At 51.4% G+C, this 13,803-nt stretch carries 17 protein-coding genes, 1 tRNA gene and 2 pseudogenes; 14 read left to right on the forward strand and 6 right to left on the reverse strand.

Features of this window, described 5'->3' with window-relative positions:
* Positions 1 to 85: 85 nt before the first annotated feature.
* Positions 86 to 1,099, reverse strand: a complete 1,014-nt coding sequence (intI1, locus tag AB8S08_RS05590; protein ID WP_000845039.1) for a class 1 integron integrase IntI1 — start codon at positions 1,097 to 1,099, stop codon at positions 86 to 88.
* A gap of 145 nt (positions 1,100 to 1,244) precedes the next feature.
* On the opposite strand from intI1, the pseudogene aadA1 reads away from it, so the two are divergent.
* From aadA1 to AB8S08_RS05615, 5 genes and pseudogenes are all read left to right on the forward strand, one after another.
* Positions 1,245 to 2,083: pseudogene (gene aadA1 / locus AB8S08_RS05595) on the forward strand (ANT(3'')-Ia family aminoglycoside nucleotidyltransferase AadA1).
* A gap of 116 nt (positions 2,084 to 2,199) precedes the next feature.
* Positions 2,200 to 2,547, forward strand: coding sequence for a quaternary ammonium compound efflux SMR transporter QacE delta 1 (locus tag AB8S08_RS05600; RefSeq protein WP_000679427.1), 348 nt, complete (start codon positions 2,200 to 2,202; stop codon positions 2,545 to 2,547).
* On the forward strand, positions 2,541 to 3,380 hold the full coding sequence (sul1, locus tag AB8S08_RS05605; RefSeq protein WP_000259031.1) for a sulfonamide-resistant dihydropteroate synthase Sul1: 840 nt from the start codon (positions 2,541 to 2,543) through the stop codon (positions 3,378 to 3,380). The genes AB8S08_RS05600 and sul1 overlap by 7 nt, the downstream gene beginning before the upstream one ends.
* Positions 3,381 to 3,507: 127 nt before the next feature.
* Positions 3,508 to 4,008 carry a GNAT family N-acetyltransferase gene (locus AB8S08_RS05610; RefSeq protein WP_000376623.1) on the forward strand — a complete coding sequence of 167 codons (501 nt, stop codon included), beginning with the start codon at positions 3,508 to 3,510 and terminating at the stop codon, positions 4,006 to 4,008.
* A 506-nt stretch (positions 4,009 to 4,514) separates the two neighbouring features.
* A complete protein-coding gene (locus tag AB8S08_RS05615; protein ID WP_369744059.1) occupies positions 4,515 to 5,279 on the forward strand; it encodes an IS6-like element IS6100 family transposase in 765 nt (254 codons plus the stop codon).
* Positions 5,280 to 5,297: 18 nt separating this feature from the next.
* Here AB8S08_RS05615 and lspA read toward each other — a convergent pair whose 3' ends face one another.
* Together lspA and AB8S08_RS05625 are read right to left on the reverse strand one after the other, a co-directional pair.
* Positions 5,298 to 5,843: a signal peptidase II gene (gene lspA / locus AB8S08_RS05620; protein ID WP_369744060.1), complete on the reverse strand. Its 546-nt coding sequence runs from the start codon at positions 5,841 to 5,843 to the stop codon at positions 5,298 to 5,300.
* A gap of 3 nt (positions 5,844 to 5,846) precedes the next feature.
* The gene (locus AB8S08_RS05625; protein ID WP_064130583.1) at positions 5,847 to 6,743 is read right to left on the reverse strand and encodes a cation transporter; all 897 of its coding nucleotides are present in this window, start codon (positions 6,741 to 6,743) and stop codon (positions 5,847 to 5,849) included.
* A gap of 95 nt (positions 6,744 to 6,838) precedes the next feature.
* Between AB8S08_RS05625 and cadR the strand changes: the two genes are divergently transcribed.
* The gene (gene cadR, locus AB8S08_RS05630; protein WP_126758675.1) at positions 6,839 to 7,246 is read left to right on the forward strand and encodes a Cd(II)/Pb(II)-responsive transcriptional regulator; all 408 of its coding nucleotides are present in this window, start codon (positions 6,839 to 6,841) and stop codon (positions 7,244 to 7,246) included.
* A gap of 318 nt (positions 7,247 to 7,564) precedes the next feature.
* On the opposite strand, the gene AB8S08_RS05635 is transcribed toward cadR, so the two are convergent.
* Both AB8S08_RS05635 and AB8S08_RS05640 read right to left on the reverse strand, forming a co-directional pair.
* Positions 7,565 to 7,693, reverse strand: coding sequence for a hypothetical protein (locus tag AB8S08_RS05635; protein WP_276567244.1), 129 nt, complete (start codon positions 7,691 to 7,693; stop codon positions 7,565 to 7,567).
* Between the two features lie 290 nt (positions 7,694 to 7,983).
* Positions 7,984 to 8,060 (reverse strand) — tRNA-Val (locus AB8S08_RS05640).
* Between the two features lie 370 nt (positions 8,061 to 8,430).
* Between AB8S08_RS05640 and AB8S08_RS05645 the strand changes: the two are divergent.
* Together AB8S08_RS05645 and AB8S08_RS05650 are read left to right on the forward strand one after the other, a co-directional pair.
* A pseudogene (locus AB8S08_RS05645) lies at positions 8,431 to 8,628 on the forward strand (RHS repeat-associated core domain-containing protein); the annotation flags it as partial.
* 766 nt (positions 8,629 to 9,394) lie between these two features.
* Complete coding sequence (locus tag AB8S08_RS05650; RefSeq protein WP_153825494.1) at positions 9,395 to 9,907, forward strand: hypothetical protein; 513 nt, start codon at positions 9,395 to 9,397, stop codon at positions 9,905 to 9,907.
* A 45-nt stretch (positions 9,908 to 9,952) separates the two neighbouring features.
* Here AB8S08_RS05650 and AB8S08_RS05655 read toward each other — a convergent pair whose 3' ends face one another.
* A complete protein-coding gene (locus tag AB8S08_RS05655; protein ID WP_369744062.1) occupies positions 9,953 to 10,306 on the reverse strand; it encodes an MBL fold metallo-hydrolase RNA specificity domain-containing protein in 354 nt (117 codons plus the stop codon).
* On the opposite strand from AB8S08_RS05655, the gene AB8S08_RS05660 reads away from it, so the two are divergent.
* The 6 genes from AB8S08_RS05660 to AB8S08_RS05685 all read left to right on the forward strand — a co-directional run bounded on the left by AB8S08_RS05660 (position 10,208) and on the right by AB8S08_RS05685 (position 13,755).
* Positions 10,208 to 11,227 (forward strand): RHS repeat domain-containing protein, encoded by a 1,020-nt coding sequence (locus tag AB8S08_RS05660; RefSeq protein WP_369744064.1) that lies wholly within the window; start codon positions 10,208 to 10,210, stop codon positions 11,225 to 11,227. The two genes, AB8S08_RS05655 and AB8S08_RS05660, sit on opposite strands and share 99 nt — an antisense overlap.
* On the forward strand, positions 11,224 to 11,604 hold the full coding sequence (locus tag AB8S08_RS05665) for a hypothetical protein (protein ID WP_110076908.1): 381 nt from the start codon (positions 11,224 to 11,226) through the stop codon (positions 11,602 to 11,604). The genes AB8S08_RS05660 and AB8S08_RS05665 overlap by 4 nt, the downstream gene beginning before the upstream one ends.
* Before the next feature lie 75 nt (positions 11,605 to 11,679).
* Entirely contained in the window at positions 11,680 to 11,964 is a 285-nt protein-coding gene (locus tag AB8S08_RS05670; RefSeq protein WP_110076907.1) for a hypothetical protein, read from the forward strand.
* A gap of 17 nt (positions 11,965 to 11,981) precedes the next feature.
* A complete protein-coding gene (locus tag AB8S08_RS05675) occupies positions 11,982 to 12,773 on the forward strand; it encodes an RHS repeat domain-containing protein (protein WP_369744065.1) in 792 nt (263 codons plus the stop codon).
* 11 nt (positions 12,774 to 12,784) lie between these two features.
* Complete coding sequence (locus AB8S08_RS05680) at positions 12,785 to 13,300, forward strand: hypothetical protein (RefSeq protein ID WP_313933465.1); 516 nt, start codon at positions 12,785 to 12,787, stop codon at positions 13,298 to 13,300.
* Complete coding sequence (locus AB8S08_RS05685) at positions 13,300 to 13,755, forward strand: hypothetical protein (RefSeq protein ID WP_313933466.1); 456 nt, start codon at positions 13,300 to 13,302, stop codon at positions 13,753 to 13,755. Before AB8S08_RS05680 ends, AB8S08_RS05685 begins: the two co-directional genes overlap by 1 nt.
* Positions 13,756 to 13,803 lie beyond the last annotated feature (48 nt).

Genomic DNA, 13,803 nt, shown 5'->3' on the forward strand with positions numbered 1-13,803 from the left:
GGACTTTCCGCAACCGGCCGTTCGATGCGGCACCGATGGCCTTCGCGCAGGGGTAGTGAATCCGCCAGGATTGACTTGCGCTGCCCTACCTCTCACTAGTGAGGGGCGGCAGCGCATCAAGCGGTGAGCGCACTCCGGCACCGCCAACTTTCAGCACATGCGTGTAAATCATCGTCGTAGAGACGTCGGAATGGCCGAGCAGATCCTGCACGGTTCGAATGTCGTAACCGCTGCGGAGCAAGGCCGTCGCGAACGAGTGGCGGAGGGTGTGCGGTGTGGCGGGCTTCGTGATGCCTGCTTGTTCTACGGCACGTTTGAAGGCGCGCTGAAAGGTCTGGTCATACATGTGATGGCGACGCACGACACCGCTCCGTGGATCGGTCGAATGCGTGTGCTGCGCAAAAACCCAGAACCACGGCCAGGAATGCCCGGCGCGCGGATACTTCCGCTCAAGGGCGTCGGGAAGCGCAACGCCGCTGCGGCCCTCGGCCTGGTCCTTCAGCCACCATGCCCGTGCACGCGACAGCTGCTCGCGCAGGCTGGGTGCCAAGCTCTCGGGTAACATCAAGGCCCGATCCTTGGAGCCCTTGCCCTCCCGCACGATGATCGTGCCGTGATCGAAATCCAGATCCTTGACCCGCAGTTGCAAACCCTCACTGATCCGCATGCCCGTTCCATACAGAAGCTGGGCGAACAAACGATGCTCGCCTTCCAGAAAACCGAGGATGCGAACCACTTCATCCGGGGTCAGCACCACCGGCAAGCGCCGCGACGGCCGAGGTCTTCCGATCTCCTGAAGCCAGGGCAGATCCGTGCACAGCACCTTGCCGTAGAAGAACAGCAAGGCCGCCAATGCCTGACGATGCGTGGAGACCGAAACCTTGCGCTCGTTCGCCAGCCAGGACAGAAATGCCTCGACTTCGCTGCTGCCCAAGGTTGCCGGGTGACGCACACCGTGGAAACGGATGAAGGCACGAACCCAGTGGACATAAGCCTGTTCGGTTGGTAAGCTGTAATGCAAGTAGCGTATGCGCTCACGCAACTGGTCCAGAACCTTGACCGAACGCAGCGGTGGTAACGGCGCAGTGGCGGTTTTCATGGCTTGTTATGACTGTTTTTTTGTACAGTCTATGCCTCGGGCATCCAAGCAGCAAGCGCGTTACGCCGTGGGTCGATGTTTGATGTTATGGAGCAGCAACGATGTTACGCAGCAGGGCAGTCGCCCTAAAACAAAGTTAAACATCATGAGGGAAGTGGTGATCGCCGAAGTATCGACTCAACTATCAGAGGTAGTTGGCGTCATCGAGCGCCATCTCGAACCGACGTTGCTGGCCGTACATTTGTACGGCTCCGCAGTGGATGGCGGCCTGAAGCCACACAGTGATATTGATTTGCTGGTTACGGTGACCGTAAGGCTTGATGAAACAACGCGGCGAGCTTTGATCAACGACCTTTTGGAAACTTCGGCTTCCCCTGGAGAGAGCGAGATTCTCCGCGCTGTAGAAGTCACCATTGTTGTGCACGACGACATCATTCCGTGGCGTTATCCAGCTAAGCGCGAACTGCAATTTGGAGAATGGCAGCGCAATGACATTCTTGCAGGTATCTTCGAGCCAGCCACGATCGACATTGATCTGGCTATCTTGCTGACAAAAGCAAGAGAACATAGCGTTGCCTTGGTAGGTCCAGCGGCGGAGGAACTCTTTGATCCGGTTCCTGAACAGGATCTATTTGAGGCGCTAAATGAAACCTTAACGCTATGGAACTCGCCGCCCGACTGGGCTGGCGATGAGCGAAATGTAGTGCTTACGTTGTCCCGCATTTGGTACAGCGCAGTAACCGGCAAAATCGCGCCGAAGGATGTCGCTGCCGACTGGGCAATGGAGCGCCTGCCGGCCCAGTATCAGCCCGTCATACTTGAAGCTAGACAGGCTTATCTTGGACAAGAAGAAGATCGCTTGGCCTCGCGCGCAGATCAGTTGGAAGAATTTGTTCACTACGTGAAAGGCGAGATCACCAAGGTAGTCGGCAAATAATGTCTAACAATTCGTTCAAGCCGACGCCGCTTCGCGGCGCGGCTTAACTCAAGCGTTAGATGCACTAAGCACATAATTGCTCACAGCCAAACTATCAGGTCAAGTCTGCTTTTATTATTTTTAAGCGTGCATAATAAGCCCTACACAAATTGGGAGATATATCATGAAAGGCTGGCTTTTTCTTGTTATCGCAATAGTTGGCGAAGTAATCGCAACATCCGCATTAAAATCTAGCGAGGGCTTTACTAAGCTTGCCCCTTCCGCCGTTGTCATAATCGGTTATGGCATCGCATTTTATTTTCTTTCTCTGGTTCTGAAATCCATCCCTGTCGGTGTTGCTTATGCAGTCTGGTCGGGACTCGGCGTCGTCATAATTACAGCCATTGCCTGGTTGCTTCATGGGCAAAAGCTTGATGCGTGGGGCTTTGTAGGTATGGGGCTCATAATTGCTGCCTTTTTGCTCGCCCGATCCCCATCGTGGAAGTCGCTGCGGAGGCCGACGCCATGGTGACGGTGTTCGGCATTCTGAATCTCACCGAGGACTCCTTCTTCGATGAGAGCCGGCGGCTAGACCCCGCCGGCGCTGTCACCGCGGCGATCGAAATGCTGCGAGTCGGATCAGACGTCGTGGATGTCGGACCGGCCGCCAGCCATCCGGACGCGAGGCCTGTATCGCCGGCCGATGAGATCAGACGTATTGCGCCGCTCTTAGACGCCCTGTCCGATCAGATGCACCGTGTTTCAATCGACAGCTTCCAACCGGAAACCCAGCGCTATGCGCTCAAGCGCGGCGTGGGCTACCTGAACGATATCCAAGGATTTCCTGACCCTGCGCTCTATCCCGATATTGCTGAGGCGGACTGCAGGCTGGTGGTTATGCACTCAGCGCAGCGGGATGGCATCGCCACCCGCACCGGTCACCTTCGACCCGAAGACGCGCTCGACGAGATTGTGCGGTTCTTCGAGGCGCGGGTTTCCGCCTTGCGACGGAGCGGGGTCGCTGCCGACCGGCTCATCCTCGATCCGGGGATGGGATTTTTCTTGAGCCCCGCACCGGAAACATCGCTGCACGTGCTGTCGAACCTTCAAAAGCTGAAGTCGGCGTTGGGGCTTCCGCTATTGGTCTCGGTGTCGCGGAAATCCTTCTTGGGCGCCACCGTTGGCCTTCCTGTAAAGGATCTGGGTCCAGCGAGCCTTGCGGCGGAACTTCACGCGATCGGCAATGGCGCTGACTACGTCCGCACCCACGCGCCTGGAGATCTGCGAAGCGCAATCACCTTCTCGGAAACCCTCGCGAAATTTCGCAGTCGCGACGCCAGAGACCGAGGGTTAGATCATGCCTAGCATTCACCTTCCGGCCGCCCGCTAGCGGACCCTGGTCAGGTTCCGCGAAGGTGGGCGCAGACATGCTGGGCTCGTCAGGATCAAACTGCACTATGAGGCGGCGGTTCATACCGCGCCAGGGGAGCGAATGGACAGCGAGGAGCCTCCGAACGTTCGGGTCGCCTGCTCGGGTGATATCGACGAGGTTGTGCGGCTGATGCACGACGCTGCGGCGTGGATGTCCGCCAAGGGAACGCCCGCCTGGGACGTCGCGCGGATCGACCGGACATTCGCGGAGACCTTCGTCCTGAGATCCGAGCTCCTAGTCGCGAGTTGCAGCGACGGCATCGTCGGCTGTTGCACCTTGTCGGCCGAGGATCCCGAGTTCTGGCCCGACGCCCTCAAGGGGGAGGCCGCATATCTGCACAAGCTCGCGGTGCGACGGACACATGCGGGCCGGGGTGTCAGCTCCGCGCTGATCGAGGCTTGCCGCCATGCCGCGCGAACGCAGGGGTGCGCCAAGCTGCGGCTCGACTGCCACCCGAACCTGCGTGGCCTATACGAGCGGCTCGGATTCACCCACGTCGACACTTTCAATCCCGGCTGGGATCCAACCTTCATCGCAGAACGCCTAGAACTCGAAATCTAACGTCCGTTCGGGCATCGAGGTCCATGTCGGGGTGGGACGGGCCCGTGGCTTCAAGATCACTTGCAGTCCGACCGCGATGTCTTGGTTGCGCGAGAGGTTGTCGATATCCTCCACTTCCATCATCAACCCTGGATAATGCCGCCGCCGTCATCGCCGCCGACGCCCGTGCCGGGCTTTTCGGGCCTGTCAGGCTTGCTCGGCCTTCAGCCTGCCTGGGCGAGATCTCCGGCGGACGGATTAACGGCGGAGCTTCGCCGCCTTTCGTGCGTGTGAAGGCCGAAGATAGTTCTCTCAAAAACATCCGTTTATGAGAGATACCAAATGTCATTTTCAGAAGACGACTGCACCAGTTGATTGGGCGTAATGGCTGTTGTGCAGCCAGCTCCTGACAGTTCAATATCAGAAGTGATCTGCACCAATCTCGACTATGCTCAATACTCGTGTGGGCTCTGTTGCAAAAATCGTGAAGCTTGAGCATGCTTGGCGGAGATTGGACGGACGGAACGATGACGGATTTCAAGTGGCGCCATTTCCAGGGTGATGTGATCCTGTGGGCGGTGCGCTGGTATTGTCGCTATCCGATCAGCTATCGCGACCTTGAGGAAATGCTGGCGGAACGCGGCATTTCGGTCGACCATACGACGATCTATCGCTGGGTCCAGTGCTACGCCCCGGAGATGGAGAAGCGGCTGCGCTGGTTCTGGCGGCGTGGCTTTGATCCGAGCTGGCGCCTGGATGAAACCTACGTCAAGGTGCGGGGCAAGTGGACCTACCTGTACCGGGCAGTCGACAAGCGGGGCGACACGATCGATTTCTACCTGTCGCCGACCCGCAGCGCCAAGGCAGCGAAGCGGTTCCTGGGCAAGGCCCTGCGAGGCCTGAAGCACTGGGAAAAGCCTGCCACGCTCAATACCGACAAAGCGCCGAGCTATGGTGCAGCGATCACCGAATTGAAGCGCGAAGGAAAGCTGTACCGGGAGACGGCCCACCGGCAGGTGAAGTATCTCAATAACGTGATCGAGGCCGATCACGGAAAGCTCAAGATACTGATCAAGCCGGTGCGCGGTTTCAAATCGATCCCCACGGCCTATGCCACGATCAAGGGATTCGAAGTCATGCGAGCCCTGCGCAAAGGACAGGCTCGCCCCTGGTGCCTGCAGCCCGGCATCAGGGGCGAGGTGCGCCTTGTGGAGAGAGCTTTTGGCATTGGGCCCTCGGCGCTGACGGAGGCCATGGGCATGCTCAACCACCATTTCGCAGCAGCCGCCTGATCGGCGCAGAGCGACAGCCTACCTCTGACTGCCGCCAATCTTTGCAACAGAGCCGTCAGATCCATCCGACTCGGCATTGGTGTTTGCTTTTTTACCCAACAAGCTGCTGGAAACGAAAAGTAAGGCACCGAGGACAATTGCAATATCAGCCAGGTTGAAGGCCGGCCAATGCCAGTCTCGCCAATAGAAATCAAAGGAATCCACAACATAGCCGCGAAAGACCCGGTCAATCAGGTTGCCCATGGCGCCACCGAGGATAAGACTGTAAGCGATGGCTTCTCCTTTATGACGATTTTCAAGGATCAGCTTGATCAGAAAAATCGAGACCACTACCGCGATTCCGATAAAAAAGTAGCGCTGCCAGCCTCCACCATTCGCAAAAAGACTGAATGCGGCACCGGTGTTCCATAGGTGCACCCAGTTAAAGAACGGGGTCACCGAAACATACTCGCCATAGGCCATTGATTGCTGCACCAGCCACTTTACAGCCTGATCAGACGCTGCCAGCAGGCCCGATATGGACAATAGGGCATACGGCGAGAGCTTTTTGCCAATAATGAGCATTATTTAACCCTTCAACGCCAAAATGCGTCTGGCACCGTTAAGTACAATGCCCCCCGCGATGGTGCCGATAATCAGATCCGGATAATTGGAACCGGTCCACGCGACCAGGGCGCCGGCGGTGATGACCCCCAGGTTGATCACCACGTCGTTGGCCGAGAATATCCAGCTTGCCTTCATGTGCGCCCCGCCTTCCCGATGTTTGGATATGAGCAGCAGACAACTGGTATTGGCAATCAATGCGACGAATGCGATAGCCATCATCACCAGCGATTCAGGCTCACTACCGAATACAAAGCGTCTCACCACCTCTACGAGCACGCCCACAGCCAAGATCAGTTGCAGTACACCAGCAAGATGCGCGGCACGTACCTGCATTTTCACGCTATGTCCAACCGCATAAAGGGCAAGCCCGTACACCGCCGCATCGGCAAAATTGTCCAGGGATTCTCCAATCAGGCCGGTGGACCGGGCGATCAGACCGGCAGTCATTTCCACCACGAACAGAAGTGCATTGATGCCGAGCAACCAGCGCAGGGTCCCGGATTCTTGCTTAGCAGAAGCTGCCGAAAACTCGGCGGCCTTGATGGTCTCCGGATTTGCAGCGACGGTTTCCTGAAGCGAGGCGCCTAGCCCCAAGGTCTTCAGTTTCGAGGTGACGGGCTCGACCTCGCCGTCATGCACGACCTTCAGCCGGCGGTTCGACAAGTCGAAGGACAGCGCCCGAACCTCCTCAAAGCCGTTCAGGGCTAGGCGAATCATTCGCTCTTCTGATGGACAGTCCATCTTCGGTACGGCATAAACACTGACCCATCTCCCTGGCGCCTCGGAGGAGGCCTGTATATCGGTATCCGCTGCGGACATTGCATCACCGCCACAGGCGCCACCACAGGATTTGCTCATGATACGACTCCACTTGAACAATGTTGTGGTACCATTTTAAACTATAAAGCTACTATAAGGTCAATAGAGTAAAGAATCCGTTGGGGAGGAGGCTGATGCGCATTGGTCAGTTGGCGCAGTTGGTAGGGGTCGAAACACAGACGATCCGCTTCTATGAACAGCAGGGCTTGTTGCCGCCGCCTGATCGGCAGGACAACGGTTACCGTGTCTATACCGAGAAGCATGGTGAGGGGCTGGCCTTCATCCGTCGCTGCAGAATCCTGGGCCTGTCACTGGCTGAGATTCACGAACTACAGAGCTATCAGGACGACCCTCATCAGCCTTGTACCGCCGTCAACGCCTTGCTCGATGATCACATCTCTCATGTGCGGTCGCAGATAACCGCTCTACAAGTGCTTGAGAAACAACTCGTTTCACTGAGAGCGAGTTGCAACGATGACCGGGAAGTTGAGGCGTGTGGGGTTCTTGCTGGAATTAGCGAAGGAAACATGCACCAGCAGTAGTGAAGCATCAACCAGATAATCCGATGAGATGCCGGTCTGTCTCACTCTCATGCAAAGGTAAGATCAACCATTTAATCCGCTTACCCATTATTGAGATGGTTTACAATCCAACTCGACGTCATACAAAAAATAACAGAGTGTCGCCAAACAACTTTAAGCGTGAATATTTTAAACGGGTAGAAGGTGTCTGGAAAAATCAGGCCTTACCAATGGTCGGCGAGGCGCCGCAGTTAATAACGGATGAAGAATGACATCAGGAACGTACTTCTGAAGATATGAATCATCTTGAATCTGAAGTAAATTCAAATATAGATTAACTTATTCAGTAATTTGCTTTGATTTTTGACTTCTTGCTTTAATCCGCTTAATCCCCCAAATCCCCAGTGCATAAAAAGCAGCAATGCCGCCAATCAAAATAACAAGTGAGATGATTTGTACTATGCTCATAGCACCTCCAGCGGGTAGCAATTCATGATCTGATTATAGAGGGGGCGTAATAATTGGCAACTGTTTGGTTATTCTAGTAACTTCGAAGCCATGGTGTAATACTTGCAAGCCACGAAAACAGGGGGGGATGTTATGACGAATACGCAGGCAACAGTGATGCTAATTGCTCCGTTGATAATGATTGTTGGCGGGTTAGCTATGTTTTATTGGTCGAGAAAAAGTAAATAGCATCAAGCCAACCATAACGGCTGCAAGTCAATAAAATCAAGGGATTTGGAACTTTAGGAAGATGGTGCGTCCGAGTAGACTCGAACTACCGACCCCTACCATGTCAAGGTAGTGCTCTAACCAACTGAGCTACGGACGCACGTTTTGAGGCGTTCACGAGTGTGAACGGGGGCTATATTAGTCATTCTGCCACGACGGTGCAAGTGGTTTCTGCCCTGTCGTTGCTCGATCGCGTAAGTTTCGACCTATTCTAGAAACCTAGCGGTATTCCGAAGCTGAACAAGCTAACCAACTAAGCTGTCCATACCACCATAAATGCTAGCGCAGCTGCTGACCGAGGAGGTGCTGAGCGATTAAGCGTACCACGTAGCTTAGTTTGAACAAACCAGCTAGACTACGACGCCTTTGGTAAACCGCGAATGATTGACGGCACCTTGATGGAGCCCGGAGCACGGCCACGCCTGAAGAACTTTGCCGATTATGCGGGTATCAGCAATATCGGTATCACTCGGCGCGGCTTTACCGACCACCTGCATTTGGATGACGTTGAGCTCATTCATATGAATGGTCGGGTGTACGACTATAATCTAGGTCGCTTCTTAAGCGTCGACCCGGTGATTCAAAGCCCGGGCAACAGCCAATCCTTAAACCCGTATTCCTACCTGATGAACAACCCACTGGCGGGAACCGACCCCACGGGCTATAGTGGCTGTGGGGTATCACAAATGGCGGATTCGATGTGTCCTCATATGACAGCGCTTGAAAACGCCACCACGGACACCTCATCGAAGCCGCGGCAAAACGACAGTGCGAGCAATACCGTAGGTAATGGTGCACAACCAAGTGAACTGACGGATTTAGTTCAACGGATGCAAGTTGCTGATATTGGCAGTCAAAATCAAGCGCCAGCACTGGGATACGTACTTTCTGACAGTCAGAATGACAAATCTCCAACGGATATATCCAATGATGTTTATACTAATATAAATTTTAAAGGAAAAATAAAAACAACAGTCGATGTGAAAAATAAAGCTTACACATTACAAATTAAGCTCTCAGTTGGAACAAATGATATTGAGCATGAGCTTTTGTCAGATTACATTGCCGGTATTAACGAACACTTCAATATTGAAGGTACTCACTCAAATGGGTATAAAATACTTCTAAAAACAGACGTATCTTTTAGCAAAGAGAATCCTGACTTCTACATAAACGAGTGCCCCGGATGGTGCAGCACTGCAAATTCTTTTAGAAATGCTGGTCGCGCTTCTCTCGGATCGACTTTAATAGAGCTGCGCGCACCGGCCGCAGATAGAAATACAGCTGAACATGAGTTTGGCCATATGTTAGGTCTTCTTCATCAGCATAACGATACGAAAAGTCTATTAAGTTATGCTCATGTCGAAGGGCATGAAAGAAAGCTCACAGATAACGACTTGCAAAGATTGTTTCAGCAATACAGGAAAGACGGCTATGAATAAGTATCTTCTTTTTTTATTTTTCATGCCATTTCATTTGGCAGCTTCATATGATGAAGGTATTGAGCATTTTAAATTTTCTGGAACAGGCTCTCATGAAAAAAGTCTGGTTGTTGATGGCCCATCTTTTAGCCATAAAGGACTTTGCATGAAGGATAGAGTTATATTAACGTTATATAATAATAGAGTTACATCATCAAAGCCTATTCAATTGTTTCAAGCCCAAATTGCTGGCAGCGAATGTGCTGAGTTAGATAGAGAACAAGCAGTTCTGTATCTTGGCAAGTTAGGTGATATTAATTTCGAAATTTACAATACTAAACTTTCAAAGTTGAAAAGCTGGTGTGACAATAGCGATCGAGATTTTTGTAGTGATTATAAAGTCAAGGAGTTTCACCTCGGTCTCGACGGACAAGTAAGAATTGTAGTTTTTGGAACAGGAGGGAGATCATACTCCGTTGAATTCTCTCCCGGTAAAGATGTTTTTGTTGGGCGATTATTCGACTGAATTTATGTTTAGTTGTATTTCCAGCTTGACTCGGAGTTATTGTAACTACCCCGTAATCAACCCACTTTGACGTATTGCTTCAGCCAGTACGCGCTTTGGCTCGGCCTCACCGTGAACTAAGCGTACGTCGTGCAATGGCTTTTCGGTAGTTTCTAAAAACTCCAACAACTCTTTTTGGTCGGCGTGTGCCGAATTTCGCGACCGGGCACGAGCTTGACCTTCAGTGACCACGCGGGGCAGGTCGTCGGGCGCCGGCACTATGATGCCTTTGGTAAACCGCGAATGATTGACGGCACCTTGATGGAGCCCGGAGCACGGCCACGCCTGAAGAACTTTGCCGATTATGCGGGTATCAGCAATATCGGCATCACTCGCCGCGGCTTTACCGACCACCTGCATTTGGATGACGTTGAGCTCATTCATATGAATGGTCGGGTGTACGACTACAACCTAGGGCGCTTCTTAAGCGTCGACCCGGTGATTCAAAGCCCGAGCAACAGCCAATCCTTAAACCCGTATTCGTACCTCATGAACAACCCACTGGCGGGAACCGACCCCACGGGCTATATTGGCTGTGGGGTATCACAGATGGCGGACTCGATGTGCCCCCATATGACAGCCCTTGAAAATGCCACCACGGACACCTCATCGAAGCCGCGCCAAGACGACAGTTCGAACAATACCGTAGGTAATGGTGCGAGTGACAAAGTTGCTACCGCTCACGGACGTGGTGAAACCAGCGATTTAGCGCCGCCAGCCGAGGCTGCGGGTGGTCAGGGTGATACCAGTGGGAAGCATGGGAGTGCAGAGTCATCTGGGCTAACTGGGAAAATAGAAAAATCTGAACTTGGAAAAGACGAAGGTAGTGCGCAAAAAACATTTGATAAGGCTTATGAATTCTTCAAAGATGATGCAAGCAACATGGGCGAAGAGGTAGAGTTTAAAGATGAATACGCAATCTCTATTCGAAGTGTGTCCGACCATAATGAGACTTACGCCCCTAAATTATTTAAAAGCTTTGAAGAGGCAAACGAATATGCAGGTGAAAGTTACGGCGCTGGATACGAGAAAGTGTGGGTGTTTGGGTACCACTATGGGGGAAAATCAACTATTTATAAACCTGCAACGTTTTCTAGGCCGGGTTTCACAGGGGTGGAAAGAGCTATTGCGACATTGGCGCATGAGTCTAGGCATTACAATCCAGCTAACCTAGGTAAAGCACGTCCACATAACTCTAGGTTACAGCAGAGAGCGTTTGCGCTGGTTTCCCAACAAGCAGTTGACCGATTCAGGCGTCAAAAAGGAGTAGGCAAACAATGAAGATATTGTTTCTAGTTGCAGCTTTAACCCTAACTGCTGCATGCAATGCAGACACAAATAGATTGAAAGAATGTGGCGTTACTATAGATAAATCGTACGATGGAAAAAATGGAGAGTTTGTAGAATTTGTCGTCAATATTGATTCCAATACTAATAGCCGTAAATGCTCTGAAATTTCAGAAATTACTTTATCAAATTTTAAAACAGGTGAATGGGTAATATTCCCGTTGCCGAAAAAAGGCGCTGAAGTATCATTGAGGATTAGAAAGGCGTCCATTGATTACTCGGTTTTGAATTTAATATTTAGGTCAACAAAGATCGACGATGTCTATTTTGACGAAAAAAATTCAATAAAAATTTATCTTTCAGATTTTTGAATGTTGGCGTAGTGAGCCTCCCTAGAGGCACCCGACTACGTCACTCAACTAACTGTAAGTAGCGGTTCGTATGAAATGTCATATAAGCCTTTCACAGTGAAGCTTGATGCTTTTCCTCAAATATTTGGTTTCATGGAATTGCGCAGTCACATAATAATGAATGTAGAATTGAAAAATAAGGCAATTAAGATGATGGATAATTGTTTTGTACGAGCTAAAACCACTATCGACGTGGTAACCCCAGAGGATTGGATATTTATTACAACTGGAATGCTAAAAAGCAATAGCGATAAATATGCACCATCACCCGTGGCGGCAGCCAGTATAGCTTTACGTATGGGGCGCAGCGTGAGCGGGTGAAAGTCGTTCGAGATGGGGTGACCACCTATGAAGTCGACCACGCCTATGAAGCCAGCCCGGATGGGAGCTGGAAGGTCTATTTAAGCGCCATGGCCATTATCAGCTACAGCAATGACGATGGGCATCGCATCCGCTACCACCATAAGGACCGTCTGGGCACGAGCTTGACCTTCAGTGACGAGAATGGGCAGGTCGTCGGGCGCCGGCACTATGACGCCTTTGGTAAACCGCGAATGATTGACGGCACCTTGATGGAGCCCGGAGCACGGCCGCGCCTTAAAAACTTTACTGACTATGCGGGCGTTAATAATATCGGTATCACCCGTCGCGGCTTTACCGACCACCTGCATTTGGATGACGTCGAACTCATTCATATGAACGGCCGGGCGTATGATTATAACCTCGGCAGGTTCTTGAGTGTTGACCCTATTATTCAGTCGCCGGGGAATAGCCAATCACTTAACCCCTATTCATATATTATGAATAATCCGTTGGCTGGGACGGACCCTACTGGGTACTGCGCGGCAGAAACCGGAACACGGATAAAAAGCTGCGTTAAGGTTGATGTAACGGACAGTGACACCGGAAAGACGCTGGGAAGTACATCAATAAATAGCCGCAGTGGCCATTTTGCCAGTGATGTGTCCAGCTTTGCGGCCAGCAAGCTGGGGAATGGGGCGCAGATTACGGGAGTTTCTGCCTCATTCTCAAATGGAAGCACTACAGATTTGATGGCGCAAAGTAATTCAACAAAAGAGAACGTGTCTAATGGGGGGCTATCGCTCTACCTGCTGCAGGGGCTGGTTTAGGCCAAATATCAATGGCAACATTAGGGCGAGCCGCACTTGGTATTTTTTCGGCCCTGACATTATCTGGCGATACTCCTCAGGAAAATAAAGAACAAATTACGGTCTTTAGGGGGACGACATTCACAGATGAACATCAAGTGCATGATGAAACGGGTTTGCTTATGAGCGAGGCTGCACGAAGAGCTTATAACGAGGAAATGTATATTAGCGGTGATACAGGGAAAGCCATACTTGCTGCTTCCAGGGAAAATCTTGTTTGTCATTCAGAACTGCTTCGTAAATATGGTGGTGAGACTGCGCTAGCAGTTGCTCAATCTGATGGTTCATTTACAAGTAAAGAGTACCCACGATCTATGTTTTCTGTCACAACAAATGAAAGTGTAGCTAGGCGTTTTGCAAACGGCCCTGGCGGTAAGGTCTACTCTGCCACAATACCAAAAGGTATGTTGGTTAGGCAGCCTCTATCTTCATCTAATGAAAGTGAGTATTTCGTCCGTGGAATGTGGAAGTTTGAGGAGTTGAAATAATGCAATTGAGTATTAAAGATTTTAGAAACATCGAAGTCGATGGCGAACTCGTGCTGCTTTCTTCAATGGACCAGGTTAATGCTATTGCTGCAGGTGCTTTGATTGAGGCTAAACCAGTAGTAAGAAATGCAGAGATAATTACCTGGAAAGAATTCATTTCAGGGATAGAGCCGCCAGTTTTTCTAGGGCTTCATTGCGGCTTTCCTTTGCGTGGAGGGTGGTGGCCTATATACCTTTTACAACAAGAGCAATCATATATTCGAGTTCACCTCGAACGAATAGTATGTGAATCCTGTGGTTGGTCTGGACGATCTGCTAATCCTGTAGTTGGGCAATTGTATGACGGTAGCGCAGATCCTGTTTATGCGAGACAAAGAGGGTTTGCGTTGCCAACTATCAAATGTCAAAAGTGTTCCAGCAAACTACCCAGACCTTCTGTTTGGGTCGAAGGATAATTAGTTTTTTAACCAGATCTTCAAGTCGAATAAATAGGATCAAATTAA

This window comes from Pseudidiomarina sp. PP-1MA (assembly GCF_041200125.1).
GTDB lineage: Bacteria > Pseudomonadota > Gammaproteobacteria > Enterobacterales > Alteromonadaceae > Pseudidiomarina > Pseudidiomarina fusca.